22 protein-coding genes are annotated in these 26,181 nt (G+C 65.8%); 14 read left to right on the forward strand and 8 right to left on the reverse strand.

Annotation, left to right across the window (positions count from 1 at the left end; genetic code table 11):
* Positions 1–115: 115 nt before the first annotated feature.
* Positions 116–721, forward strand: coding sequence for a GtrA family protein (locus EG850_RS07170; RefSeq protein ID WP_235829240.1), 606 nt, complete (start codon positions 116–118; stop codon positions 719–721).
* 144 nt (positions 722–865) lie between these two features.
* Here EG850_RS07170 and EG850_RS07175 read toward each other — a convergent pair whose 3' ends face one another.
* A complete protein-coding gene (locus EG850_RS07175; RefSeq protein ID WP_124971993.1) occupies positions 866–1,441 on the reverse strand; it encodes a PH domain-containing protein in 576 nt (191 codons plus the stop codon).
* Positions 1,438–2,268, reverse strand: coding sequence for a biotin--[acetyl-CoA-carboxylase] ligase (locus tag EG850_RS07180; RefSeq protein WP_124971995.1), 831 nt, complete (start codon positions 2,266–2,268; stop codon positions 1,438–1,440). Before EG850_RS07180 ends, EG850_RS07175 begins: the two co-directional genes overlap by 4 nt.
* A 216-nt stretch (positions 2,269–2,484) precedes the next feature.
* Between EG850_RS07180 and EG850_RS07185 the strand changes: the two genes are divergently transcribed.
* Both EG850_RS07185 and EG850_RS07190 read left to right on the forward strand, forming a co-directional pair.
* A complete protein-coding gene (locus EG850_RS07185) occupies positions 2,485–4,089 on the forward strand; it encodes an acyl-CoA carboxylase subunit beta (protein ID WP_124971997.1) in 1,605 nt (534 codons plus the stop codon).
* Complete coding sequence (locus tag EG850_RS07190; protein WP_124971999.1) at positions 4,086–4,358, forward strand: acyl-CoA carboxylase epsilon subunit; 273 nt, start codon at positions 4,086–4,088, stop codon at positions 4,356–4,358. The genes EG850_RS07185 and EG850_RS07190 overlap by 4 nt, the downstream gene beginning before the upstream one ends.
* Positions 4,359–4,641: 283 nt before the next feature.
* On the opposite strand, the gene EG850_RS07195 is transcribed toward EG850_RS07190, so the two are convergent.
* The gene (locus EG850_RS07195; protein ID WP_124972000.1) at positions 4,642–5,913 is read right to left on the reverse strand and encodes a class I SAM-dependent RNA methyltransferase; all 1,272 of its coding nucleotides are present in this window, start codon (positions 5,911–5,913) and stop codon (positions 4,642–4,644) included.
* A gap of 413 nt (positions 5,914–6,326) precedes the next feature.
* Between EG850_RS07195 and EG850_RS07200 the strand changes: the two genes are divergently transcribed.
* Both EG850_RS07200 and EG850_RS07205 read left to right on the forward strand, forming a co-directional pair.
* Positions 6,327–6,959 (forward strand): Maf family protein, encoded by a 633-nt coding sequence (locus EG850_RS07200; RefSeq protein ID WP_124972002.1) that lies wholly within the window; start codon positions 6,327–6,329, stop codon positions 6,957–6,959.
* 385 nt (positions 6,960–7,344) lie between these two features.
* Complete coding sequence (locus EG850_RS07205; protein WP_148097113.1) at positions 7,345–8,106, forward strand: hypothetical protein; 762 nt, start codon at positions 7,345–7,347, stop codon at positions 8,104–8,106.
* 145 nt (positions 8,107–8,251) lie between these two features.
* Here EG850_RS07205 and EG850_RS07210 read toward each other — a convergent pair whose 3' ends face one another.
* From EG850_RS07210 to EG850_RS07220, 3 genes are all read right to left on the reverse strand, one after another.
* The gene (locus EG850_RS07210; RefSeq protein ID WP_124972006.1) at positions 8,252–10,264 is read right to left on the reverse strand and encodes an ABC transporter ATP-binding protein; all 2,013 of its coding nucleotides are present in this window, start codon (positions 10,262–10,264) and stop codon (positions 8,252–8,254) included.
* Entirely contained in the window at positions 10,261–11,994 is a 1,734-nt protein-coding gene (locus EG850_RS07215) for an ABC transporter ATP-binding protein (RefSeq protein WP_124972008.1), read from the reverse strand. The genes EG850_RS07210 and EG850_RS07215 overlap by 4 nt, the downstream gene beginning before the upstream one ends.
* Before the next feature lie 123 nt (positions 11,995–12,117).
* Positions 12,118–13,077 carry a ribonuclease H family protein gene (locus tag EG850_RS07220; RefSeq protein WP_124972010.1) on the reverse strand — a complete coding sequence of 320 codons (960 nt, stop codon included), beginning with the start codon at positions 13,075–13,077 and terminating at the stop codon, positions 12,118–12,120.
* 113 nt (positions 13,078–13,190) lie between these two features.
* Here EG850_RS07220 and EG850_RS07225 point away from each other — a divergent pair, with 113 nt between their 5' ends.
* From EG850_RS07225 to EG850_RS07245, 6 genes are all read left to right on the forward strand, one after another.
* Complete coding sequence (locus EG850_RS07225; RefSeq protein WP_214609530.1) at positions 13,191–14,459, forward strand: Bcr/CflA family efflux MFS transporter; 1,269 nt, start codon at positions 13,191–13,193, stop codon at positions 14,457–14,459.
* Positions 14,460–14,935: 476 nt separating this feature from the next.
* Positions 14,936–16,717, forward strand: a complete 1,782-nt coding sequence (locus tag EG850_RS07230) for an acetyl/propionyl/methylcrotonyl-CoA carboxylase subunit alpha (protein WP_124972012.1) — start codon at positions 14,936–14,938, stop codon at positions 16,715–16,717.
* A 184-nt stretch (positions 16,718–16,901) separates the two neighbouring features.
* Positions 16,902–17,294 carry a GntR family transcriptional regulator gene (locus EG850_RS07235; protein WP_124972014.1) on the forward strand — a complete coding sequence of 131 codons (393 nt, stop codon included), beginning with the start codon at positions 16,902–16,904 and terminating at the stop codon, positions 17,292–17,294.
* Positions 17,287–17,535 carry an ATP-binding cassette domain-containing protein gene (locus EG850_RS13535; protein WP_214609531.1) on the forward strand — a complete coding sequence of 83 codons (249 nt, stop codon included), beginning with the start codon at positions 17,287–17,289 and terminating at the stop codon, positions 17,533–17,535. Before EG850_RS07235 ends, EG850_RS13535 begins: the two co-directional genes overlap by 8 nt.
* Before the next feature lie 21 nt (positions 17,536–17,556).
* Entirely contained in the window at positions 17,557–18,018 is a 462-nt protein-coding gene (locus EG850_RS13430; protein WP_214609534.1) for an AAA family ATPase, read from the forward strand.
* Positions 18,015–18,827 (forward strand): hypothetical protein, encoded by an 813-nt coding sequence (locus EG850_RS07245; protein ID WP_124972016.1) that lies wholly within the window; start codon positions 18,015–18,017, stop codon positions 18,825–18,827. Before EG850_RS13430 ends, EG850_RS07245 begins: the two co-directional genes overlap by 4 nt.
* A 191-nt stretch (positions 18,828–19,018) precedes the next feature.
* Here the strand turns inward: EG850_RS07245 and EG850_RS07250 are convergent, their stop codons facing one another.
* A complete protein-coding gene (locus EG850_RS07250; protein ID WP_124972018.1) occupies positions 19,019–20,401 on the reverse strand; it encodes an aspartate aminotransferase family protein in 1,383 nt (460 codons plus the stop codon).
* Between the two features lie 242 nt (positions 20,402–20,643).
* Entirely contained in the window at positions 20,644–22,089 is a 1,446-nt protein-coding gene (locus EG850_RS07255; protein WP_124972020.1) for an NAD(P)H-quinone dehydrogenase, read from the reverse strand.
* Between the two features lie 261 nt (positions 22,090–22,350).
* Here EG850_RS07255 and EG850_RS07260 point away from each other — a divergent pair, with 261 nt between their 5' ends.
* The 3 genes from EG850_RS07260 to EG850_RS07270 all read left to right on the forward strand — a co-directional run bounded on the left by EG850_RS07260 (position 22,351) and on the right by EG850_RS07270 (position 26,125).
* Positions 22,351–23,205 (forward strand): purine-nucleoside phosphorylase, encoded by an 855-nt coding sequence (locus EG850_RS07260; protein WP_124972022.1) that lies wholly within the window; start codon positions 22,351–22,353, stop codon positions 23,203–23,205.
* Positions 23,202–24,920 carry a phospho-sugar mutase gene (locus tag EG850_RS07265; protein WP_124972024.1) on the forward strand — a complete coding sequence of 573 codons (1,719 nt, stop codon included), beginning with the start codon at positions 23,202–23,204 and terminating at the stop codon, positions 24,918–24,920. Before EG850_RS07260 ends, EG850_RS07265 begins: the two co-directional genes overlap by 4 nt.
* 119 nt (positions 24,921–25,039) lie before the next feature.
* Positions 25,040–26,125 carry an LLM class flavin-dependent oxidoreductase gene (locus EG850_RS07270; RefSeq protein WP_124972026.1) on the forward strand — a complete coding sequence of 362 codons (1,086 nt, stop codon included), beginning with the start codon at positions 25,040–25,042 and terminating at the stop codon, positions 26,123–26,125.
* Positions 26,126–26,181 lie beyond the last annotated feature (56 nt).

Here is a 26,181-nt window from a genome sequence, read left to right on the forward strand (position 1 = left end):
GGTCTCGAGCCACCAGGGTTGGCGACGTACCGCATCCGGATGATCTTTCGCATCTGCGTCGAAAACGCGACATAGACTGCGGCTCATCTTCCGCATCCGATAGTTGAGAGCCGTCTTGCCAAATCGTCACGCTGATCGCGCCCCCGCACCCCGCGAGGATGCGCACGATTGGCATGACTCGAAAGCTCCGACCACCGGCGGCATCGCGCTCATCGCGGCGGCCGCGGCTGATTCGGATGCGCATCCCGGTGACGGACCACGCACGTGGACCGGGCCGTGGTTTCGCAGCCTGTTTGCGCAACTACTGAAGTTTGGCGTGGTTGGCGGGTCGGGCATCCTCGTGGATCTTGGCGTATTCAACCTGCTGCGCGCGACGGTGCTCGGGCCGGACCAGGTCGTCTGGGGGCCGATGGCGGCGACGGTGATCGCGACCTGCGTGGCGATCGCATGGAACTGGGTCGGCAACCGGCTCTGGACCTTCCGCGAACACCGGCGCAGCGACGCCGCCACGCGCGAAGGGCTCGAGTTTCTCGCGGTGAGCCTCGCGGGCATGGTGATTGGCTTACTGCCCCTGTGGCTCACGCACTACGGGCTCGGGATGACGAGTGCTTGGGCCGACAACATCTCGAAGATGGTCGGAATTGGGCTCGGGTCGGTGTTCCGCTTCGCGCTGTATCGCTGGTGGGTGTACGCGCCGCATCGGGCGGCGGCGAAGGCCTAGGTGGGGCGGGGTCTCGATACGCTGCGCTACTCGACCAGCCAGAAAAACTGGGTGGTCGAGTAGGAGCGGAACGACAGATCGAGACCACAGGGCTGCGCGAGGGGTCTCGATACGCTGCGCTACTCGACCAGCCAGGGGGCCGCGCTAGTGCGCAGGCAGGCCGGCGAGCTCGCGCAGGGCGCCGGCGACGGTGACGACGTTCGGCACATCGCGCAGTTCGACCCGGCGACCATCGCGGGCGATGAGCCAGACATTGCCCGATCCGAATAGCGCCTGCCAGCCATTGCGGCGCATCTGCACTTCAACGACATCGAAATGCGCCATCACCTGGCGGCGCGAATTGAACAGCCCCGTAAACCGGGTCGTCGCGATATTCGTGATGACCACGCGATTACGCAGCCACGCCAGGATCGGCAGCAGCCCGAGCACCACGGCCGCGATGCCCACGACAATCGCCCAGGCAATCCACGAACCGCCCTCGCGCAAGCCGCGCATGGCGTAGCCAATAAACGCCCCGGATGCGATGAGCACGAGACAGGGCAACACCAGCCCGCGCGCATGCTGATGCAACTTCGCGAGCTGAAACTCGAGCTGCTGCACTGGCGGCCGCGGCGCGCCCACCGGCATCCCCATCGGTGCGCCGGTCGGATGCCAACCCTGTCCCCGAGCCACACCTGACGGCGACGACTGCGGCATGCCCGGCCCGTGCGGCGCGCTCACTGCGTCCACCCGCCCTCGAGCGGTCGCACATGTTCGACATCGCCAACGTTGACGAGACGCGTGCCGTCCGCATCCTCGATCTCAAGCTCGCCGCCAGCGCCAATGCCAACAGCACGCCCTTCAAGCAGGTCATTGCCCGGCAGCGTGATGCGCACCCGCGCGCCCACGGTCGAACTCACTTCGGTGAGTTCCGCACGCAGACCCGCGGCATCCGCATCCCCGCCCGCGGCGGCGAGCGCCACCATGCGCGTGGCGAGCGCGCGCACGATCGCGGCCGCGAGCGCATCCGGCTCGACCGACGCACCCGAAAGCAGCAGCGACGTCGAGGTCGGCGTGGGCAGTGCATCCTGCTCGAGCGCCACATTGACGCCAATGCCGAGCACGCAGGCGAACGCGCGGCCGCCGTCAACGACGCCGAGTAACTCGCCGAGGATGCCGCAGACTTTGAGTCCGTCAATCAGCACATCGTTCGGCCACTTCACCCGCACGCGATCGGCGAGCTGCGGTGCGAGCGTGCGCACGGCCTCGACGACGGCAAGCCCGCCGGCGAGCGACACCCAGCCGATCGAGTCACGGGCGGCGGCCGCATCGAACTCGAGATAGACCGACATCGCGAGGGATGCACCGGGCGGCGCCGACCACTCGCGGTCAAGTCGGCCGCGCCCCGCGGTCTGCGAGGTCGTCGCGATCGTGTGGAAGGGCGAGAACCGCTCCCCGTGGTCGGTGAAGCGCTCGCGCATCCGGCTATTGGTCGAGTCGAGCTCGTCGAAAAGTTCGATCGTGGCGGCCGGGGCATTGGTGAGTTCGACACGTGTGATCTGCGCCATGACTCCCCCTCTGCTTCTTCGGTGCTCATTCGGTGCTCATCCGGTGCTCGCACCAGGGTAGAGCCCGAACGTTGACCCCGAGCGACTCCCTCGCCGTGGGCGGCTGGGCGCGCGAAACCGCTGCGGCAACTTTTGGAGGTTTCCACGACAAAACTAGCCTCGGAACGCAAGGATGCATCCACCGCTGAACGGCTCGCGCTGTGTATCGTGGTGAGGATGAACGAGCAGCACCCCGACGCACCCGCGGTTGACCTCACCACCGCCGGCCGGATCAACGACCTCAAGCGCCGACACGCCGAAGCGGTGACTGACGCCGAGGCTCGCGCTGCCGACAAGCAGCACGCCAAGGGCAAGAACACGGCCCGCGAGCGCATCCTGGGGCTACTCGACCCCGGCTCGTTCGTCGAACTCGACGAGTACGTGCGCCACCGCACCACCGCCTTCGGCATGGACAAGAACCGGCCCTACGGCGACTCCGTCGTCATCGGCACCGGCACCATCCACGGCCGCAATGTCGCGGTGTACTCCCAGAACTTCACCGTCTTCGGCGGCTCGCTCGGCGAGGTCGCGGGCGACAAGATCATCAAGATCATGAACCACGCCCTCAAAACCGGCGTGCCGATCATCGGCATTCTCGACTCGGGTGGGGCGCGCATCCAAGAAGGTGTTGTCGCGCTCGGCAAGTACGGCGAGATCTTCCGCCTCAACACCGCTGCCTCGGGCGTGATCCCGCAGATTTCGATCATCATGGGCCCGGCTGCTGGTGGCGCCGTCTACTCGCCCGCGCTCACCGACTTCGTCATCATGGTCGACAAGACCTCGCACATGTTCGTCACCGGCCCGGATGTGATCAAGACCGTCACCGGCGAAGACGTCGGCATGGAGGAGCTCGGTGGCGCGCTCGCGCACAACCGCACCTCGGGTGTCTCGCACTACCTCGCGGCCGATGAAGAGGATGCGCTCGACTACGCGCGCAACGTCATCTCGTATCTGCCTGACAACAACCTCGCCGAGCTGCCGACCTACGACGCGGAGTCGGAGCTTGAGATCACCGACCACGACCGTGGCCTGAACACAGTGATCCCCGACTCGCCGACGCAGCCCTACGACGTGCTCAAGGTGATCGAGTCGATCGTTGACGACGGCGAGTTCCTTGAAGTGCAGGCGCTCTACGCGCCGAACGTGGTGATTGGCCTTGCCCGCATTGAGGGATCGCCCGTCGGCATAATCGCCAACCAGCCGAACCAGATGGCCGGCACGCTGAACATCGCCGCCGGTGAGAAGGCCGCGCGCTTCCTACGGATGTGTGACTCGTTCTCGATTCCGATCGTCACGCTGGTCGACGTGCCCGGCTACCTGCCCGGCACCGACCAGGAGTGGTCGGGCGTCATTCGCCGCGGCGCGAAGCTGCTCTACGCCTACGCCGAGGCGACGGTGCCGCTCGTGACGGTGATTCTGCGCAAGGCCTATGGCGGCGCGTACATCGTGATGGGGTCGAAGCAGATCGGTGCCGACCTCAACTTTGCGTGGCCGACGGCCGAGATCGCCGTGATGGGCGGCTCGGGGGCGGTGAACATCCTGTACCGTCGCGATATTGCCGCGGCCGCCGAGAAGGGCGAGGATGCGGTGGCGCTCGGCAAGAAGCTCGCCGACGAATACACGTACAACGTTGCCTCGCCGTATCTGGCGGCGGAGCGCGGCGAGATCGACTCAATCATTGAGCCGGCCGGAACCCGCGTGACGATCACCAAGGCGCTGCGGTCGCTGCGCTCGAAGCGCGCGTCGATGCCGCCGAAGAAGCACGGGAACATCCCGCTGTGATCAGGCCAAAGCAGCCGCGCGTTGCGGTACCCGACCTTGACATCACCGACTCGCTCGAGCCGGGCGATGCGCGTTTGCTTGCGGGCAAGCCCACCGAGGATGAGCTCGCGGCAGTGACTGCGGTGCTCGCGGTGTTGTTTGAGGCTGGTGTGGGGCTTGACCGTCCGCGTGACGAGGTTGTGCGGCTGTCGCCGTGGGAGCGTTCGCAGCGCCACCTGCAGGGTGGCGGCGGCGCCGGCGACCCGTTCGGCGGGCGCTTCCGCCGGTAGCTGGCTGTGCGTGCCGCCGTGGTGCCGTGCGCCACACCACCTGGGTGGTCGAGTAGGAGCGAAGCGACGGATCGAGGCCACGTGCCGGCACCGTGCGCCGCTAATCCGCGCGCTCCCGCCTAAACCGCGCGTTGCAGCGCGCGGATTAGTCGGGAGCGGGCGGATTAGCGATCGCGCTGGTGTCGATTCGGCGGGAGGTCGATTCGCTTCGCTACTCGACCAACCAGGGAGCGTCCCCACCCTTTGCGAACCTCAGGGCACTGCCGGCCCCACCAGATGATGCCTACGCCCGCACGAATGCCGCGACGGCCTCAACGTGGTGCGTGTTCGGGAAGAGATCAAACGCCTCAATGCCGCGCAGTTCGTAACCGCGCTCCCGCAACATCCCGGTATCGCGCGCCAGCGCCACCGGATCGCACGCCACGTACACGAGCTGCGCCGGCGCAAGCTCACCCAGTGCATCCACGACCTCGGCGCCCGCGCCCGAGCGCGGCGGATCAAGCACGACCGTGCCCGCGTGCACGGCATCGCGAGTCACCGCATCCGAGTCAAGCAACCCACGCAAGTAGCGATCAACGCGCGCGGTCACCGCGCCGCTATCGCGCCACTCGGCGAGGTTCTCTCGAGCGAACTCCGTCGCGGCCGCCGCCGACTCCACCGACACGACGCGTGCATGATCGCCGACCACCTCGGCGAGTGCTGCGCCGAGCAAGCCAACGCCACCGTAGAGATCAAGATGCAGCGCGTTGTCGTCAATGAGCGCACGGTCGATCGCCCGCTGCGTCGCCGCGTAGAGCGTGGTCGCAGCGTGCCGGTGCACCTGCCAAAATCCGTCCTCGCGCACGAGAAACTCGCGCTTGGCCACCCGCTCCCGCAGCACCTCGGGATCACGCGCGCGACGCCCGTCGAGGCGACGACGCATCCGCACTTCAAAATCGGCGGGCGCCACAAAGTCGAGCCGGCCAGGGCCCCGCGACCCCTCGCGGATTACCCCGAGCGCGAGCTCTTCGATGTCGTTGAACGCAAGCGGGAGCGACTCAACCGGGATGATGTGATGCGAGCGGGCAGCGTACGGACCGACCTGGCCATCAGCGTCGATGTGGAGCGTCACGCGGGTGCGCCAGTGGCGGCCGCGGTTGTCGTCGTCGCCGGGGAGGGCTGCGACCTCGACCTCGGAGTCAATGCCGCCGAAGCGATTGAGGGCGTCGGTGAGCACGCGTCGCTTGAGTTCGCGGCCAAAAGCCGGTGAGGTGTGGCCGAGCTCGGCGCCTCCGACGCGGTCGTCGGGATCGCGGTCGATGCTTGCCTCGGCCCAGACATGCTCGAGCCGTTCGGGGGATGCTTCGAGCACCTCGACTGCCTCGGCGCGCGCGAAGCGCTTCTTGAGTTCGGTGACGCGGGCGCGCACTCGCTCGCCCGGCAGCGCATCCGCGACGAAGACGACGCGCCCCGAGGGGTGGCGCGCGACGAACACGCCACCGTGCGCGACGTCGCCGACCTCGAGCTCGACGGTGTCGCCGAGGGCGAGATCTGAGGATGCGGCAGGCTGAGTCACGCTGACAAGCCTAGTTGTGTTGGTGGTGCGTCAACGGATGGGCGGAATTCGGGTTGATGAGACTGCTGGGGAGGTCATCGGGCTGGAATCCGCCCCTCGCTTGACGGGCATCCTGGGGATGCCGCCGATGTCGGTGGTGGTGTGTCTCGGAATCTGCGTTTTTCGGGTCGATGGCCGCTGTGGAGACGTCATCGACGCGGAAAATGCAGATCGCGCAACACGCCTCCGTGTGCGCGCCTGCACGGAAGTGCCGAATCGACGTCGATGATGCTTGTGGCGGCAACATGCACCCTGATTTGGCACTTCGCCGCAGATGCTCATCCGCGCCGAGGCGGCTGAAACCCCAACGGCAACTCCGCGCATCCTGCATCCAGCCAGCGAATCGACGCAGCGGCGACGCTACGCTGGCGCTCATGCGTCTGGTCCTCGCTTCCACCTCCCCCGCCCGTCTCGCGGTGCTTCGCGCCGCTGGCATCGAGCCGCTCGTGCGTCCGAGCGATGTCGATGAGGATGCGGTGCTCGCCGCAGCCGGGCCGCTCTCGCCTGCCGAGACGGTACTCACGCTCGCAAAAGCGAAAGCGCTCGCCGTGGCGGATGCGGGCGAAGCGCTTGATGGCCTGGTGCTCGGCGGCGACTCCATGTTCGAAGTGGATGGGGTCATCTATGGCAAACCCGGAACCCCCGAGATTGCCCGCGAGCGTTGGGAACGCCAGCGCGGTCGCACCGGCACACTGTGGTCGGGCCACTGGCTGGTTGACCGCCGCGAGGGTGCGAGCGGTGAAGGCATTGGCGCCGTGAAGTCGGCCGAGGTGACGTTTGTCGACGACCTCGACGATGCCGAGATCGAGGCCTACATCGCCTCGGGCGAGCCGCTCTTCGTCGCCGGCGCCTTCACGATCGACTCGCTTGGCGGTGCGTTCATCGAGCGCATCGATGGTGACCCGTCGACGGTAATCGGTATCTCACTGCCGGTGATCCGCCGCCTCACGCGCGAGCTCGGGGCCCAGTGGACCGACCTGTGGAACCGGCCGAGAGCCGCGTCGTAACGATCTGGGTGAGAACCCTCGTTCAGGATGCTTTCGACACAGCGTTGCCCATAGCCTGACCATGACGTCCCGCCGCCACAGACAAGGGGTCAACGTGTCTCGTCAGCTTCCCTCGACTCGCAACTCGCGACTGACCGACCTCCTTGCCTTGGGCACGAGCGCCATGTTGCTCGCGACACTGACGGCATGCGCCCCTGACGCATCCCCCGCCCCGACCGAATCCATCGCGACGCCCGCCACAACTTCGCCTGCGACGGTTGAACCGTCACCAACTCCCACCGACACGGCCGACGCATTAGAGATGAACTGTTCCAGTGTTGTTGTCGATAACCGGTTCACGGCTACCGACGACGCACCCGCGTGGGGACTTAAGGAACAGGTCGCTATGGACGGAGGCATGGTGACCCCGATCGTTAGAACCGCTGACCACGGCGACATTTCGATAACCATCGACCGCGGCGTCTCGTGCCTAGCCTCTGGTATGGGTCAAGAGGCGTTCGAGTCGTGGACGTATGTGGAGTTCGACTCCAGCCAAAACGCTGCCCTCGAAGCTTGGACCGAGACGTTCAGTCAGACATGGCAGACCGTGACTCCCGACATCAAAGGGTTTCTCGGAGACCCCGACCCGCGAGCGACCTATTCGCGACCGTTTATCGTGATCGGCGACGGCTGGCTGGCTCAGGGCGCGGGCAGCAGATGGGAGACCGCACTCACTGCCTTCTCGGGCGAGCTCAGATCTGTCGACTCGAATGATGCCGTGTCGGAAACGGCGATGACGCTCTCGTGCAGCATGTTCTTCGCGCCGTATGTGGATGGTTCGGGGAAACCGCCAACCCCGATCTACTCGCCTGGATTCCAACACCTGGCACCTACGTCGGGCGACGACTTCCGATTTGTCACGCTTCCGGATGTGTCGAACATGCCGGAAAGCTACGCCAATGTGTATTGCGACGGCATCCTCTGGTTCGAAGGCGATCCGGAGACTCAGGTGCCCGACGAACCGACCTCACGCAATGACGAGTGCGTCCTCTATGAGCGCGGCCCAGATTCATTCACCGCGATCTGCGGAGCTGGCTGGGCCGAGATTACGGCGCCGCTCGAGTTTGCGGCGCAGGTGTTGTCGCCGAAGTTCCGTGGTGTGACGTAACGAGCTGCGTCGGTGCTCCGAGCCCCTCAGCACTCGGGCGGGCGCAAAGGTGGGCGGAAAGGCGAAGTACCCCACCCATGGGTGGGGTACTTCGCCTTGAGAGGGGTAGTTACGCTTCGAGTGCCTCAGCGCGCGCATCCACCAGCTAGGTGGTCTGCGACTCCGCGTCGTCGACCGCATCCACGGCACCCGCGAACTGCGAGTCGTAGAGGCGGCGGTAGGAACCGTGCGCCGCGAGCAGCGACTCGTGGTCGCCCTGCTCCACAATCCGACCCTGCTCCATCACCAGGATGAGGTCAGCGTCGCGAATCGTCGACAGGCGGTGGGCGATCACGAAGCTCGTACGGCCCTCGCGCAGCGCCGCCATGGCCTGCTGCAACAGCACCTCGGTGCGGGTGTCGACCGAGCTTGTGGCCTCATCCAGGATGAGCACCGCCGGGTCAGCGACGAACGCGCGCGCAATCGTGATGAGCTGCTTCTCACCGGCCGACACGTTTGACGCATCCTCGTCGAGCACCGTGTCGTAGCCCTCGGGCAGCGAGTGCACGAAGCGATCGACGTAGGTCGCCTTCGCGGCCTCGAGAATCTCCTCGTCGGTCGCCGACTCGCGGCCGTAGCGGATGTTCTCGCGAATCGAACCCTGGAAGAGCCACGGATCCTGCAGCACCATGCCCGTGCGCGCACGCACATCGTGGCGACGCAGCTCCCCAGTCGCCTGGCCGTCGAGCAGAATGGCACCCGCATCCACGTCGTAGAACCGCATGATGAGGTTCACGAGTGTCGTCTTGCCAGCACCGGTCGGCCCCACAATCGCGACCGTCTGCCCCGGCTCCACTGAGAACGAAAGATCGCGGATGAGCTCGCGCTCGGTCGAGTACGAGAAGTCGACATCGGCGAACTCGATGCGGCCGGGGCCGGGGATGAGCTCGGGCGCGTCGACCGCATCCGGCACCTCGTCTTCGGCGTCGAGCAACTCAAACACGCGCTCGGCCGAGGCGGTCGCCGATTGCACGGTCGCCGCCATGCTGCCGAGCTGCGCGATCGGCTGCGTGAACTGCTGCGAATACTGGATGAACGCCTGCACATCGCCGATACGTAGCTGTCCGCTCGCCACCTGCAAGCCGCCGAGCACCGCAATGCCGACGTACGAGAGGTTGCCGGCGAACTGCATGAGCGGCATCATCGAGCCCGAGAAGAACTGCGCCTTGAATGCGGCCCGGTAGAGCTCTTCGTTCTCGCCGTCGAACGCCTCACGCATATCGGCTTCGCGACCGTACACACGCATGAGCGCGTGGCCTGAGAATGACTCCTCGACGCGCGAGTTGAGGCGGCCCGTCTTCTTCCACTGCTCCTTGAACGCGGCCTGCGACTTCGGACCGATGATCGCGAAGATGACGCCCGTGATCGGCAACACCACGAGTGCGACAAGTGCCAGCTGCCACGAGATCGAGAACATCATCACGAGCACACCGATCACGGTGAGCAGCGACGTCACCGCGTAGATAAGCGATTGCTGCAGCGAGTTGGTGATGTTGTCGACGTCGTTCGTAACGCGACTGAGCAGCTCACCGCGCTTCGTGCGGTCGAAGTAGCTCAGCGGCAGGCGGTGAATCTTGTCTTCGATCGAGGCGCGCAGGCGGTACATCGCCTGCACAACGATGCGGTTGAGCGTGTAGCCACTGAGGTAATCGAGGATGTTCGCCGCGAAGTACATGAGGATCACGATGAGCAGCAGCTGCCCGAGCCGCACGAAGTCGACGCCGGCGCCGGGCACGAAGTGCTCCATCGCGGCGATCATGTTCGCAAAGTCGGTCTGCCCCTGCGCCTCGAGTCCGGCGACGATCTGTTCCTTCGTCGCATCCGCGGGCATCTGCGCCGAGATCACGCCCTCGAAGATGACGTTCGTCGCTTCGCCGAGCACCTTGGGCGCGGCCACGGTGAGCGCCACCCAGCCCACACCGAGCGCGGTCGCGAGCCAGAACAGTCCCGCCCACGGCGAGAGCAGCCCGAGCAGTCGCTTGAAGCTCGGCCAGAAATTCTTCGCCGGGCGGGTGTCGCCGGCGCCGCCCCACTCGCCCGAGGATGCGGCGACGGCGGCCTCGTCGAACTCTTCCTCGACCGCATCCACGGTCACGTCAGGCTTGGTCTTCTTACTCATGACTGTGCCTCCGCGCCGAGCTGCGACTCGACGATCTCCCGATAGGTCGGGTTCGATTCGAGCAATTCTTCGTGCGTACCGTCACCGACAATGCGGCCGTCTTCAAGCACGAGGATGCGGTCAGCCTCGGTAATCGTCGACACGCGCTGGGCGACAACAAGCTTCGTCACCTCGGGCAGCGCCTGCCACAGGGCGTGGCGCAGACGCGCGTCGGTCGCGAGGTCGAGCGCCGAGAACGAGTCGTCGAACACGAGGAGCGACGGCTGGTGGATGATCGCGCGGGCAATCGAAAGCCGCTGGCGCTGGCCACCCGACACGTTCGTGCCGCCCTGCGCAATCTCCGAGTCGAGCCCATCCGGCATTTCGCGCACGAACCCCGCGGCCTGCGCGAGTTCGAGCGCAGCCCACATCTCTGCATCCGTGGCACCCTCGCGCCCAAACTCGAGGTTCGAGCGCACCGTGCCCGAGAACAAATAGGGACGCTGCGGCACGAGACCGATACCCGACCAGAGGGCTTCGGGAGCTGCATCCCGCACATCGATGCCACCAAGACGCACGACACCCGAGGTGACGTCGAACAGGCGAGGCACGAGGTTGACGAGCGTCGTCTTACCGGCGCCGGTCGAACCGATCACGGCGACGGTTTGGCCGGGCTCGGCACGGAAGGTGATGTTGTCGAGCACCGGATGCTCGGCGCCCGGGTAGGCGAAGCCGACGCCCTCGAACTCGAGTTCGCCCGGGCGTGGCAATTCGGCGACGCCGTTCGGCTTGATCGTGAGCGAGGTGTCGGTGTCGAGCACCTCGCCTATGCGGTCGGCACACACGGCCGCGCGCGGGATCATCGTGGTCATGAAGCTCACCATGATCACGCCCATGAGGATCTGCATCACATAGGCCATGTAGGCGAAGAGCGTGCCGATCTGCACGCTGCCGTTGTCGACCTCGAAACCACCAAACCAGATCACCGCGGCGATGGTGAGGTTCATCACCATGGATGCGGCAGGGAACACGAGTACGAAGAGGTTACCGATGCGCATGCCGAGATCGGCCATGTCGCGGTTCGCGACCTCGAAGCGCTTACGTTCGATGTCTTCGCGCACGAAGGCGCGCACGACGCGGATGCCGGTGAGCTGCTCGCGCAGCACGCGGTTGATCGCGTCGAGCTTGTCTTGGTAGGTGCGGAAGAGCGGAATCATGCGGCTGACGACGGCACCGACAATGATGAGGAGCACCGGCACGGCAACGGCGATGATCCAGCTCAGGCCGACATCCTGGCGCAGTGCCATGATGATGCCGCCGATTGCGAGCATCGGCGCTGAGACGAGCATGATCATGCCCATCTGCGCGAGCATCTGCACCTGCTGCACATCGTTGGTGTTGCGGGTGATGAGCGAGCCGGCACCGAAGCGGCTCACTTCGCGTTCTGAGAACGCTGAGACGCGCTCGAACACATCGCGGCGCAGCAGCTTTCCGAGGCCCATGGCAGCCTTCGCGGCGCAGAAGATCGCGATGATGTTCGCGGCGATCTGCAGGAACGACACGAGCAGCATGAAGCCACCGGTGCTCCAGATGTAGCCGATGTCACCCTTGGCGACACCGTTATCGATGATGTCGGCGTTGAGGGTGGGCAGATAGAGCGCGGCGAGCGCCTGCGCGAGTTGGAATACCAGAACACCGACGACGTATGGCCAGAACGGTTTGAGGTATTTGATCAGGAGTTTCCCGAGCATTGATACGTCCTTTTGGGATGCACGAGCGGGCGTGCGGTGATGCCGGCCGCAGGTTGTGCGACAGATCATCCTGCCACGAAGCAACGCCGAGGGAAACGTCCAGATGGTACGGGAATTCGCTGATCAGCCCTCGTGTCGCAGGCGCAGTAGCCAAGATGCGGCTTCGCCGGTGTCGCGCTGCCAGAGTGAAGTGCGCTCAACGCCGTCGATGCGGGAGCGCACGATGGCAGTGGCGGGCGAGGTAAGGATGACGCGTAGTTCGGTGAGTTCACCGGTGATCGGGCGGCCCACCTGTTCGAAGTCGGGGTGACGGCGATCGGATGCGTCGGCTCGCTCGAGCGCGGCAATTTCGCTGAGCGCGTGGGATTCGGGGGTGAGGTTGGCTGTGGCGGCGTCGGCTTCGATGTCACCGTCGGCGTCGAGGTTGTCGAAGAGGGCATCGTCGAAGAGCGCGTCGTCGAAGAGGGCGTTGAGGTCGGTGGCGGTGGATGCGGTGTCGTCGCGAGTCGTAGGCGCGGCGGTCGGTGCCGGGGCGGTCGGCGTCGCGGCCATGGGTGCGGCGGCAGCTGGCTTGCCGGACTCAGCCGATGCATCCGGGCCGGCGCTGGGAGCCGCAGCCGCGGCACCCAACCCTGGCCCTGCATCCGGTTCGCGGCCCTTCGAGTACGCCTCGGCAGCTGCCCGGGCGCGCGAGTCAGCGGCCTCGTTGAGGTCGTGGCCAGCGTGACCCTTCACCCACTCGAACGCCACGTCGCGCCCTGCGAGCGCGGCGTCGATGCGCTCGAGCAGCTCGCGGTTCTGCACCGGCTTGCCGTCGGCTTTCTTCCAGCCCTTGCGCTTCCAGCCGGGCATCCACTTGGTGACCGAGTTGATCACGTACTGCGAGTCGCAGAGGATGCGCAGGCTCGCGCCGGTGTCGGCGGTGTGCTCGAGCAGATCGAGCACGGCCATGAGCTCGCCCATATTGTTCGTGCCGCGCGGCCAGCCGCCCGAGCGCCAGGCGCCGTCACTCGTCACCCACGCCCAGCCCGCCGGACCGGGGTTGCCGAGAGATGAGCCGTCTGCCGCCGCGAGAATCTGCATCCCGCTATCGTGCCAGGTCGGGATGCGCAGGGAATGACCCGGGGCCAGGCGCGTTGGCCTAGGTGACCCCTTCGGGGAATCTGAGCGTCTCGCTCGATAACGCAAGGAGTTCTGTGACCACCCGCACGCAGGCCGCCCCGGCTGGCTCAGCCACCAAGATCGGTGGCATCACGCTCAGTGGCGCGTTGATCGCGCCACTCGTCATCGTTTCGGCGATGCCGCCGCTTGGCACCGCGGCCTACCTACCGGCGCTGCCCCAGGCCGAGGCTGAAGTCGGCACTTATATCGGGTCGATTCAGCTCACGCTCACCGCCTTCATCATTGGCATGGCGCTCGGCCAGCTCGCACTCGGGCCGCTGTCTGACCGACTCGGTCGACGGCCGTTGCTGCTTGCGGGCATCATCGCGTTCGTTGCCGCGAGCGCCGGACTCGCGTTCGCGCCGACACTCGAAGTGATGATCGCACTGCGGGTCGTGCAGGGATTCGCCGCGGCCTCGGGCATGGTGCTCGGCCGGGCGATCGTGAGCGATGTGGCCTCGGGCGAGCAGGCAGCGAAGACCATGAGCATCATCATGGCGGCGGGCGTGGTGGTGCCGGCATTGGCTCCGCTACTCGGTGCCGGTGTGCTCGCGTTCGCGCAATGGCGCACCATCTTCCTCGTGCTTGCCGGACTCGGGGCGCTCGTGGGCGTGTGGGTGTTGCTGCGTGTGCCCGAGACCCTGCCACGTGAGGCTCGCGGTGCCGGACGCCCGGCGCGACCCGCTGGAAACGGTGCCGTTCAGTCGAGCTTGCCCCGGTTCATCCTGTTCGTGCTGATTGTGGCGCTTTCGTTCTTGTCGATGTACGCGTATGTGTCGGCGGCGCCGCTAGTGTTCCAGCAGGTGCACGGCTTCTCGCCGACGGGCTATGCGGTGGCTGGCGCGGTGCTCTCGTTCGTGATGGGTGGCGTTGGTTTCTTGGGGACGCGCATCCTGGGCCGCTCGACGCGCTTCGGTGTGATCACACCCATGCGCGCGGTGACGCTTGGCGCCGGGATGCTGTTTGTTGGCGCGGCACTCGTGGCGCTTGCGGTCATGCTTGGCGCGGCGGCTGGCTGGTTGATCGCGGCACTTGCCGTGGCGGTCGCGCCGATCCCGATTCTGCAGGGCAGCGCCAGTGCGCTCGCGATGGATGTGAGTCCGTTCAAGGCTGGCGCATCCTCGGCCATCATCGGCGCCACCATGTCGGCATTCGGCGCGGCGGCACCGCCGATCGTCGGGATGCTCGGGGCCGATGCCCGGCCGATGGCTGCGGTGATGGGTGGTGCGGCGGTGCTGGCACTGGTGGCTGCGCTCGTGGCAGGGCGCCGCGCATCCGCGCCAGTGGACGCAGCCGCGCGCTGAGTAGTACGCGCGCCGAGGATGCTCCACGGCCGACTTCCGGCCCACCGCACCTCCGGAGCTGCCCTAATCCGCTTGCTTCTGCCTAATCCGCGCGTTGCAGCGCGCGGATCAGGCGGGAGCGCGCGGATTAGCGGGCGAAGGGTGCCCGGCTGCGGCGGCCGCCCGCATCCCGCGCCCTCGCCGCATCCTTGGCCGTACCGGATTGTCACGAGTGAGGCCCCATATTGGCGATGCGGCACTATCTCGGCTCAGGCGTGACAATTCGGTACGCCTCTGTCGCTAGCGCGTCCTTCCCGGGCGGGATGCTCTGTGCTTCGAGAGCCTCAGCACACGGGATTGGACACCTCAGCGCGCGGTGCGGGGTAGGCCTGAGTGCGCCGACACCGCCCGGCCCGGAGGAATCCGCAACGGCACGCGCGAAACATTGTTGCCACCCGCCAACCGGACCCACCCGGTAGGCCATAGGGTAGAGAGTTATGGCCCGCATCAAGAAGCTCCTCATCGCCAACCGCGGTGAGATCGCAGTCCGCATCATCCGCGCCGCGCGCGACGCCGGAATCTCCTCCGTCGCCGTCTACAGCGACCAGGACCGCGACGCACCCCACGCCCGTCTCGCCGACGAGGCCTACGCACTGCGCGGCACCACTAGCGCCGACACCTACCTCGTCGCCGAAAAGCTCCTCTCAGTTGCCCGCCGCTCGGGCGCCGACGCGGTGCACCCGGGCTACGGCTTCCTCAGCGAGAACCCCGACTTTGCCCGCGCAGTCATCTCGGCCGGCCTCACCTGGATCGGCCCCTCCCCCGAAGCGATCGAGGCACTCGGTGACAAGGTCACCGCCCGCCACGTCGCCGAACGCGTCGGCGCGCCCCTCGCCCCCGGCACCCTCGAACCGGTGCAGGGCGCGGATGAGGTCATCGCCTTCGCCCGCGAGGTCGGCTTCCCCGTTGCCATCAAGGCGGCCTACGGCGGTGGCGGCCGCGGCCTCAAGGTCGTGCGCGAAGAGTCCGAAATCGCGGATGCATTTGACTCGGCCACCCGTGAAGCCGTCGCTGCCTTCGGTCGCGGCGAATGCTTCGTCGAGAAGTTCCTCGACAAGCCGCGTCACCTCGAAACCCAGTGCCTCGCGGATGCGCACGGCAACGTCGTGGTCGTCTCCACCCGCGACTGCTCGCTGCAGCGCCGCAACCAGAAGCTCGTCGAAGAAGCGCCCGCGCCGTTCCTCACCGACGAGCAGGTTGCATCCATGTACGACGCGTCGAAGGCGATCCTGCGCGAAGTTGGCTACCAGGGCGCCGGCACCTGCGAGTTCCTCCTCGCCGCCGACGGCACCATCGCCTTCCTTGAGGTGAACACGCGCCTGCAGGTGGAGCATCCGGTCACCGAAGAGGTCACCGGCATCGACCTCGTCCGCGAACAGTTCCGCATCGCCGAGGGTGAAGAACTCGGCTATGACGACCCCGAGATCGTCGGCCACTCCTTCGAGTTCCGCATCAACGGTGAAGACCCGGGCCGCAACTTCATGCCCGCGCCCGGCAAGATCACCACGTTCAACGTGCCCTCGGGCCCGGGTGTGCGCATCGACTCGGGTGTACGCCAGGGCGACGTGGTCTCGGGCGCCTTCGACTCGATGCTCGCGAAGCTCATCGTCACCGGCGCCACCCGCGACGATGCGCTTGCCCGCGCCCGCCGCGCGCTCGACGAGTTCGAGGTCGCGGGCCTGCCGACCGTACTCCCCTTCCACCGCGATGTCGTGCGCCAGCCGGCGTTCATCGCTGAGGACGGCAACTTCGGCGTCTTCACGCGCTGGATCGAAACCGATTACGACAACCAGCTCGACGAATGGTCGGGCGAGTTCGATGAGATTCCCGAGCCCGGTTCGCGCCGCGATGTCGTCGTCGAGGTGAACGACAAGCGCATCGAGGTGTCACTGCCCGAGCGCCTGGTCATTTCGGCCGGCATTCAGCACGGTGGCGTTGGCCGCAATATGGCCGGTCACGCGCCGCGCCGCCGTTCGAAGGGCGCGGATGTGTCGGAGTCAGGCAACGCCGTCACGGCACCGATGCAGGCCACGATCGTGAAATTCGCTGTCGAAGAGGGCCAGTCGGTCGTCAAGGGCGACCTCGTGGTCGTGCTCGAGGCGATGAAGATGGAGCAGCCGTTGCAGGCACCGCGTGATGGCATTGTGCGCTCGCTCACTGGCAACCCGGGCGACACGATCGGCGCGGGCACCCTGCTGCTCGAAATCGCTGACGAATAGTCGCACATCACAGGCGAGGTGGGCCGGTACTTCTGCGGAAGTAACGGCCCACGGTGTTTTCCACGCAGTGATCTCCACGCAGTGTTTTCCAGGATGCGATGACACCGAACCCTTGCGCACCACCACCACTTGCACTACTGTACTAAGTAACTAATACAGCAACACACACCGACCAGGAGGCCCCATGGAGTTCAATCCCGGCACTCCGATTTGGGCGCAACTCGTCACCGAATTCTCGCGACGCATCGCCACCGGCGAGTGGCCGGCAGGCTCCCGCATCCTCGCAGTGCGCGAGCTCGCCAGCGAAGTCGGAGTGAACCCGAACACCGCCCAGCGCGCCCTCGCCGAACTTGAGCGGCTCGAACTGTGCCGCACTGAACGCACGGCCGGCCGTTTCGTCACCGACGACGCCGACCGCATCGACGTCGTGCGCGCCGAGCTCGCCACCGAAGCGGCACGCGCCTATGTCCGCACAGCTCGCGGCCTGCAGATGCCGCTACCCCACGCCCAAGCTCTGATCGAAAAGGAATGGCATGACCATGACCACGACGACAATGAGGAGCCCCGAAATGCCTAACGCGGCCCCCGAATTCCAGCACACCGAGGCCACGCCGACCATCCGCATCCGCGGCCTCCACAAGCACTTCCGCACCACCGCAGCGCTCGATGGCGTCGACCTTGAGCTCGGCAGCGGCCGCATCGTCGGCCTCCTCGGCGAAAACGGATGCGGCAAGACAACCCTGATGAAGGTGCTCGCCGGCGTCCTCGCCGAGTACACCGGCGAGGTCGAGATTCTCGGCCACACCCCCGGCGCCTAATCGAAGGCTGTCACCGCATTTCTGCCCGACGCCGCCTTCCTCTCCGACAGCTGGCGAGTAACCTACTGCCTCGACTACTTCAACGACTTCTTCCCCGACTTCGACCGCCAAAAGGCACTCGATCTCATCGGCTTCTTCGGCCTCGACCCGAACCTTCGCCTCAAGGAAATGTCGAAGGGAATGCGCGAGAAAGTGCAGATCGCGCTCATCATGTCGCGACGCGCGAAGCTCTATCTGCTCGATGAACCGATCAGCGGCGTCGACCCGGCTGCCCGCCAGATCATTCTCGACGGCATCCTGCGCAATCTCGAGGAGGATTCGCTCCTCATCATCTCGACCCACCTCATCCACGATCTCGAGCCGATTCTCGACTCAGTCGTGATGATGCGGCACGGACGGGTCGTACTCACCGGCGATGCCGACGATCTTCGTGCCGAACACGGCGTCAGCATCGACCAGCTCTTTAGGGAGGTCTACCAATGATTACCAAGCTGCTCAAGCACGAGGCAATCCGCACCCGCGGCCTCGTCCTCGCACTCGTCGGCGGCGCGCTCGCCATCGTTGCGGTCTCGGCACTCCTCATCATCACGAAGTGGCCGGTGCTCAGCCAACTCGGCATCTTCATCGGCGCGGCTGTGACCCTGATGCTCATCCCGGTCGCACAGTTCGCGCTCGCTGTTGACTATTGGCGCTCGAGCTATCGAGCCAATGGCTACCTCACGCACTCGCTACCAGCGCGCGGCAGCACGGTGTTCGCCGCGAAGCTGATCTGGGCGAGCATCATCACGATCGTGGCGATCATCGTCACCCTTGCGCTCATCCTGATGCTCTACCCGGCGATCATGCTGAACCAGGGCGGCGACCCGAATCCGTTCACCGCGCTCGGCCAACTCGGCGAGGCACTCAGCACCTTCGCGCCCGCTTGGCTCATCGTGCTCATGGCGCTTGGCATCGTGGTGTTCTACCTGAGCTGGCCGGTGCAGCTGTTCTACACCGCCTCGCGCGGTAGCGAAGAGCCAATCAACCGCCGCGGCGCGGCCGGCCCGATCATCGTCTACGCGATTCTCTACACGGTTACGCAGGTGCTCAGCGCCGCGGCGATCTTCGCCCTACCGTTCGGCCTTGGGATGGATGGAGACAAGCTCGGCATCATCGGCTTCGACCCGCTCGTGACCCTGACGAATGATGCGGCGATCATGCCGATCGGCTTCTTGCCGGTGATCTTCGTGATCACGCTCTACTGCCTCTGGCGCACCGTGCGCTCGTGGAACCGGCGCGTGAGCCTCGTCTAATCGCATCCCTGGCCCTTCCCGACAAACCTGACTCTTGTTCTGAGCCTTCCCGCCATACCTGGGCCGTAAACCGGTCAGGTATGGCGGGAAGGGTCAGGTTTGTCGAGGGCGGCGCACGCTTCGAGGGCCTCCGCGAGCAAACAAAAGCGGGGCGACACCTGAAAGGTGCCGCCCCGCTTTGTTGCGTGAGACTACGCGCGCAGCGCCGCTGCGAGCTCGTCGAACGCCGAGACGTAGGCGTCGATCGCCGCGTCGTCGTGGGTGACCGAGAGGGTCCACTCTTCTTCACGACCCGGGGTCATGAAGATGCCGCGGTTCATGTTGAACAGCCACGCGAGGTCGGCGAGGGGGCCACCGGTGCGGGCGTTTGCCATGTACGACTCGTAGTCGACGACCTTGTTCTCGCTGAACACGACGCAGCCCTTCGAACCGATACCGACCGTGTAGGCGGTGAGGTCGTAGCGCTTGATGACGTCGTCGCAACCAGCGAGGATGCGGTCGTTGAGGTACGCGAGGTGCGCGTAGGCGTCGTCGGTCATGACTTCCTGCAGCGACGCGCGAGCGGCCGCGAGGGTGAACGGGTTGCCGTTGTAGGTACCGACCTGGTAAACCGTGCCGTCCTCAACGATCTTCGAGAGCTCTTCGGTCATACCGATGGCACCGGCCGGGAGGCCGCCACCGAGCGCCTTGGCGAGGGTGACCATGTCAGGCTTCACGCCGAACTTCTCAGTCGCGCCGCCGGGAGCGATGCAGATACCGGTCTTGACCTCATCGAAGATGAGCACGATGCCGTACTTCTTGGTGATCTCGCGAACAGCCTCGAGGTAGCCGGGCTCGGGGAGCACGACGCCGAGGTTCATCATCGCGGCTTCCATGATGACGACTGCGGGCAGGCGACCCTCGGCCTCGAGGGCCTGGATGCGCTTCTCCATCGTCTCAGCGTCGTTGAACGGCACGGCGACGGTCATGTCAACGGTGGCCTGCGGCACGCCGGCGCCGTAGGCGATCGAGGCGTAGTTGTCGCGCGGGCCGATTTCCTGCTCGTCGATCCAGCCGATGTCGACCATGACGGTGTCGTGGTGACCGTGGTACGAACCGAAGATCTTCATCACGGTGTCGCGGCCGGTGTAGGCACGGGCGATGCGGATCGCATCCATCGTGGCTTCCGAACCCGAGTTGGTGTAGCGCCACTTCGGCAGGCCGAAGCGCTTGGCTAGCTCGTCACCGACGACGATGGCGTCTTCGGTCGGAGCGGCGAAGTGCGTACCCATCGGGTAGCGCGCCTCGAGTGCCTTGCCGATGGCGGGGTGTGCGTGACCCTGCACCATCGAGCCGAAGCCGTTGTGGAAGTCGTAGTACTCGTTGCCGTCGACGTCCCAAATGCGCGGGCCGTCACCCTTCTCGATGTAGATCGGCCACGGCGAGTGGATCTGGTACTGCGAAGCCACGCCGCCCGAAAGGCTCTTGCTGGCGTCTTCGTAGAACTTCTTCGAGCCCAGGGTGGCCTGGTTGAGGCGCTCGGCCTCAACGGCGTGGAGTTCGGCGATGCGCTCGTTGCTAATGGGAGTACCCATTCGTATTCCTCTTTCGTGCCCGGCCTGCGGCTTGGGGGTTGTCTGAGATATGTCGAATCGACCGGCCTGGCGTCGGTGACAGGGTATGGCCGCGAACGGCCATACGAGCAATTATAAATGTGATTCACAAAACTGCACACTCGGCAATTTTTCAGGCTTGCCGGGTGCGAAAAAACTCCCGGTCAGGATGCACTTTGCTGAGCAGGTGCGGCCCGACCGGGAGCTTTTTCGATGCGTTTTCGTTAGTCCTCTTCGCGCACGTGCATGGCCCGCGCAGCGTCAACCATCGAGCCAGAAAGCGACGGATAGACCGCCCACGAGGCAGCGAACTCGTCAACCGTGAGGCGCTGTTCGATCGCGATCGAGAGCGCGAGCAACAACTCGGATGCACGGGGCGCGACGATCACGCCGCCAATGATGGTGCCGAGGTTGTGACCGGCAATGAGCTTGACGAAGCCGTCGCGGAAGCCCTGCATCTTGGCGCGCGGGTTAGAGGCGAGGTCGATCTTGTACACGCGGCCGGTGCGCACACCGTCGATGATGTCGGCAGCCTGCCAGCCGACCGTCGCGATCTCGGGGTAGGTGAAGATGTTCGAGGCGACATTGCGCAGGTTGATCGGATGCACCTCGTCACCGAGCGCGTGGAAGACCGCGGTGCGGCCCTGGGTCGACGCCACCGAGGCAAGCGGGAAGAACGAGGTGCAGTCACCAGCGGCGTACACATTCGACAGCGAGGTGCGCGCGACGCGGTTGACGACAATGTGACCCGACTCGGTCGTTTCGATACCGGCTTGCTCGAGCCCGAGGCCCGCCGTGTTCGGAATCGAACCGACGGCCATGAGGCAGTGCGAACCGCGCACCTCGGTGCCATCCGACAGGGTCGCCACCACGCCGTCGCCATCGCGCACGACCGATTCGGCACGAGTGCGCGAGAGCACGTTCATCCCATTGCGCTTGAAGACCTCTTCAATCACGTCGGCAGCATCCGCGTCTTCGCCGGGGAGCACGCGATCACGCGAGGAGATGAGCGTGACTTCCGAGCCGAGCGCGCGGTAGGCCGAAGCGAACTCGGCACCGGTGACACCAGAACCAACCACGATGAGGTGCTCAGGCAGCGTCTGCAGATCGTAGAGCTGCTTCCAGGTAAAGATGCGCTCGCCATCGGGCTGGGCACTCGGCAGTTCGCGCGGGCTCGCACCCACCGCGATGACAAGCGAGTCGTAGTCGACGCGGTCGAAGTCGGTGCCGCCTGGGCCCGCCGACACCGCGATCGCGCCTGCATCGAGGCGACCGTCACCCTCGATGATGCGCACGCCGCTGTCTTTGAGCTGGCGGCGCATGTCATCCGATTGGTTCTGCGCGAGGCGCAGGATGCGCTGGTTCAGCTTGCCGAGGTTCACGGCCACCGAAGGGCGGCGCGGGTTGTCGTGCTCATCGCGCACAAAGAACTGCACGCCGAGCTCGTCTGCATCTTTGATGGCAAGGGCCGCTTCAGCCGAAGCGATGAGTGCCTTCGAGGGCACAACGTCGGTGAGTACCGCCGCGCCACCGACTCCGGAACGTTCGACAAGGGTGACATCGGCGCCAAGTTGGGCGCCGGCAAGGGCTGCTTCGTATCCGCCGGGACCGCCGCCGAGAACGACGATGCGGTGCTTGGTTTCCTGGCTCAATGCGCTCATGGGCACCATCCTGCCACGGGCCTGCGGCCGCGAGTGTACGAGGGGCAACGCCTTGCGCGCATCGGCAAGCCCTGGGCCCACTTGGTTGATCGAGTAGTGCCCACCACTTGGTTGATCGAGTCGGCCGTAGGCCGTATCGAGATCGCACCCTGGTCTCGATGCGCTTCGCTTACTCGACCAACCAGAGGGGGCGAAGGTCTCCATGCGCTTCGCTTACTCGACCAGCCAGAGGTGGGGGCACCTTCAGGACACGCGCTCTAGGCTTTCGCCATGGCTGAACTGAATGCGCTCAACCCCCTCGACGCCCCCGACTCCGACCCGCGCGAAGTCGCGCAGCAGGCGGCGGCCGTGATTGCCGAACTCACCGGAGTTGCCCGGCATGACATCGCCCTCACCCTCGGTTCAGGATGGGGTAAGGCCGCTGACGAACTCGGCGAGACCGTCGCGCTCATCCCGGCCGCAGAGATCCCCGGCTTCTCAAAGCCAGCGCTCGCTGGCCACTCCGGCACGATCCGCTCAATTCGCCTCGCGAATGGCAAGCACGCCCTCATCATCGGCGCGCGCACCCACTATTACGAGGGTCACGGTGTACGTCGCGTCGTGCACTCGGTGCGCACTGCGGCCGCCACTGGCGCGAGCATCATGGTGCTCACGAACGGCGCCGGCGGTCTCAACCCCGCCTGGGCACCCGGCACCCCGGTACTCATTCGCGACCACATCAATCTCACTGCCGACTCGCCACTCGAAGGCGCCACGTTCGTCGACCTCACCGACCTCTACTCGCAGCGCCTGCGCCAACTCGTGCACGGCATCGAAACGCTCGACGAGGGCGTCTACGTGCAGTTCCGCGGTCCGCACTACGAAACCCCGGCCGAAGTGAAGATGGCCGGCATCATCGGTGGCGACATCGTTGGCATGTCGACGGCCCTCGAAGCAATCGCCGCCCGCGAAGCCGGGATGGAGGTGCTCGGCCTCTCGCTCATCACGAACCCGGCCGCGGGCATCTCGCCGACGCCGCTCAACCACGAAGAGGTCATCGCTGCGGGCAAGGCCGCCGAAGACCGGCTCGCGCGCCTGCTCGCTGACGCCGTCACGAAGGTCACGAGCGAGGAGGCCACCAAATGAGCAAGATTCCCCTCGGCCGCACCGCGCAGGCTGCCCTGCGCAGCTCCGCAAACTCGTGGCTCGAACAAGACCCGGATGCATCGACGCGCGCCGATCTTGAGGCACTGCTCGCACGCCTCGGCGACCTCAATGAGCCGGGCGTGACGATTGCCGACGACGATGCATCCGATCGTGCCGCCGCCTGGCGCGAGCTGCGTGACCGCTTCGCCACCCGCCTCACCTTCGGCACGGCGGGCCTGCGCGGTCGCCAAGAAGCCGGCCCCAATCGCATGAACCGCGTTGTCGTTGCGCAGGCCGCCCGCGGCTTTGCCGACTACCTCCTCGGCCGCGCTGGCACCGCCCGCCCGAGCGTCATCATCGGCTATGACGCGCGCCATAACTCCGAGGTCTACGCCCACGACACCGCCGAACTCATGCAGGCCGCCGGCGTCAACGCGACGATCCTGCCGCGCGCGCTACCGACTCCCGTACTCGCCTTCGCCGTGCGCCACCTCAAGGCTTCCGCCGGGGTCATGGTCACCGCGAGCCACAATCCCAAGTGGGATAACGGCTACAAGGTCTACCTCGGCGACGATGACCAGGGTTCGCAGATCGTACCGCCCGCCGATGCCGAGATCGCGGCGGCAATTGAGGCGGTTGCGACGACGAAGCGAGTGGATGAACTTCCCCGCGAGACTGCCTATGCCACGGCCGACGAGTCGGTCGTTGACGCGTATATCGCGGCCACTGCATCCGTGCTCACCGGCGACGTCACCCCGCTCAAGGTGGTCTACACACCGCTCCACGGTGTCGGCTGGGAGACCTTCGCGAAGGTGCTCGAGAGGGCCGGGGTCGAAGCGCCGATCGTCGTTGAGCCGCAGCTCACGCCCGATGGCGACTTCCCCACGGTCGACTTCCCGAACCCCGAAGAAGCCGGTGCCCTCGACCTCGCCTACGAAGTCGCGACCGAGGTTGGCGCCGACCTCATCATTGCCCACGACCCCGACGCCGACCGCCTCGCGGTCGCCGTACCGACGGCCGAGGGCTGGCACCGCTTTGGCGGCAACGACATCGGCAAGCTCCTCGGCTGGCGCGCCGCGTTGGCAAGCCCTGGCGAAGGCACCCTTGCCACCTCGCTGGTCTCCTCCCCGGCGATGTCGAAGGTCGCCGAACGCTACGGCCTCGACTACCTCGAAACTCAGACTGGCTTCAAGTGGATCTCGCGCGCGCCCGGCATCATCTACGGCTACGAAGAAGCCCTCGGCTACCTCGTGAACCCCGAGACGGTGCGCGATAAGGACGGCATCTCGGCCTCAATGGCGATTCTCGAACTCGCTATGGCGCAGGCACGCCTCGGCAAGACCCTGCTCGACCTCGACGATGAGTTCGCCGAAACCTTCGGCGCCTTCGAGTCGCGGCAGGTGGCCATCCGCTACGACGATCCGACCGCCCTGCCAGCGGCGATGGCGAAGCTGCGCGCCACCCCACCGACGGCCGTTGGCGAGGTGCCGGTGACCTCGTTCGTCGATCTCGCGACCGAACCCATCCCCGCCGAGATTTTGCGCATCGAGCTCGCCGATCGCACGCGCATCATGGTTCGCCCCTCGGGCACGGAGCCGAAGATCAAGTCGTATATCGATGCGACGAGCGATGAGGGCACGCTCGCTGAGCGCCAGGCGACTGCCGCCGCACGCGCTGACGCTACGGCCATCGGGATGCAGCAGCTCCTCACCTAGGCAGGAATAGTTCGCCTCGGCCCGCGTTGATGTATGCAAGTGCATGATCTTCGCGGGCCGAGTTGCTCGCATCCAGCGCCAACGACCAATCAACTAGCCCCGCATCTTCGGAGGACGACATGACCGACCAGACCGAACAAGATACCCCCACCAAGCTCGCCAACGTCGCCTTCGGGCTGCACACCTTCGGCGACCTCTCCACCGACCTTGACGGTAAGCCCCTGTCGCAGGCGCAGTCGATCCGCAACCTCGTGGACCAGGCCGTACTCGCCGACCAGCTCGGCATTGACGCGTTCGGCGTCGGTGAGCACCACCGCCCCGACTTCGCGGTCTCCTCCCCCGAGACTGTGCTCGCCGGCATCGCCACGAAGACCGAGCGCATCCTGCTCGCAACCGCCGTCACCGTGCTCTCGAGTGACGACCCGGTACGCGTCTTCCAGCGCTTTTCAACCGTGGATGCACTCTCAAACGGTCGCGCCGAAGCCATCGTTGGCCGCGGCTCGTTCACTGAATCGTTCCCGCTGTTTGGTTTCGACCTCAGCGACTACGAGGTGCTCTTTGAAGAGAAGTTCGATCTCTTCCTCAAGCTCGTGCGCGAGGAGTCGGTGAGCTGGCAGGGTACGACGCGTGCCGCACTCAACGACGTCACCGTGCATCCGCGGATTGAGAACGGCCAGCTGCGCACCTGGGTTGCCGTTGGCGGTTCACCGCAATCGGTCGTGCGCGCAGCCCAGCACGAAGTGCCGCTCATGCTCGCGATCATCGGTGGTGCGCCTGAGCGCTTTGAGCCGTTCACGCGTCTCTACCGCACCGCGCTCGAGAAGCTCGGTGGCGATGTCACGCTGCCGATTGGTGTGCACTCGCCCGGTCACATCGCCGACACTGACGAAGAAGCACGCGAGCAGATCTGGCCGCACTACGAGACCATGAACAATTCGATCGGTCGCGATCGCGGTTGGATGCCGGTGAGCAAGGGCCACTTCCGCGAAGAAATTGAGTACGGCTCGCTCTATGTCGGTGCGCCCGAGACCGTGGCGCAGAAGATCGCGAAGACGGTGCAGACGCTTGGTCTTGAGCGCTTCGACCTGAAGTATGTGACCGGCACGCAACCGCACGAGCAGCTCATGCACTCAATTGAGCTCTACGGCAAGGTCGTGGTGCCGCGCGTGCGCGAGCTGCTCAAGGAGTCGGGCTACCTGGCGTAGGTGGGTGCGGGGGTCTCGATACACCTCCGCTGTGCTCCGGCTACACTTCGAGAGCC

This window comes from Gulosibacter macacae, assembly GCF_003865375.1.
In the GTDB taxonomy this organism is placed as follows: domain Bacteria; phylum Actinomycetota; class Actinomycetes; order Actinomycetales; family Microbacteriaceae; genus Gulosibacter; species Gulosibacter macacae.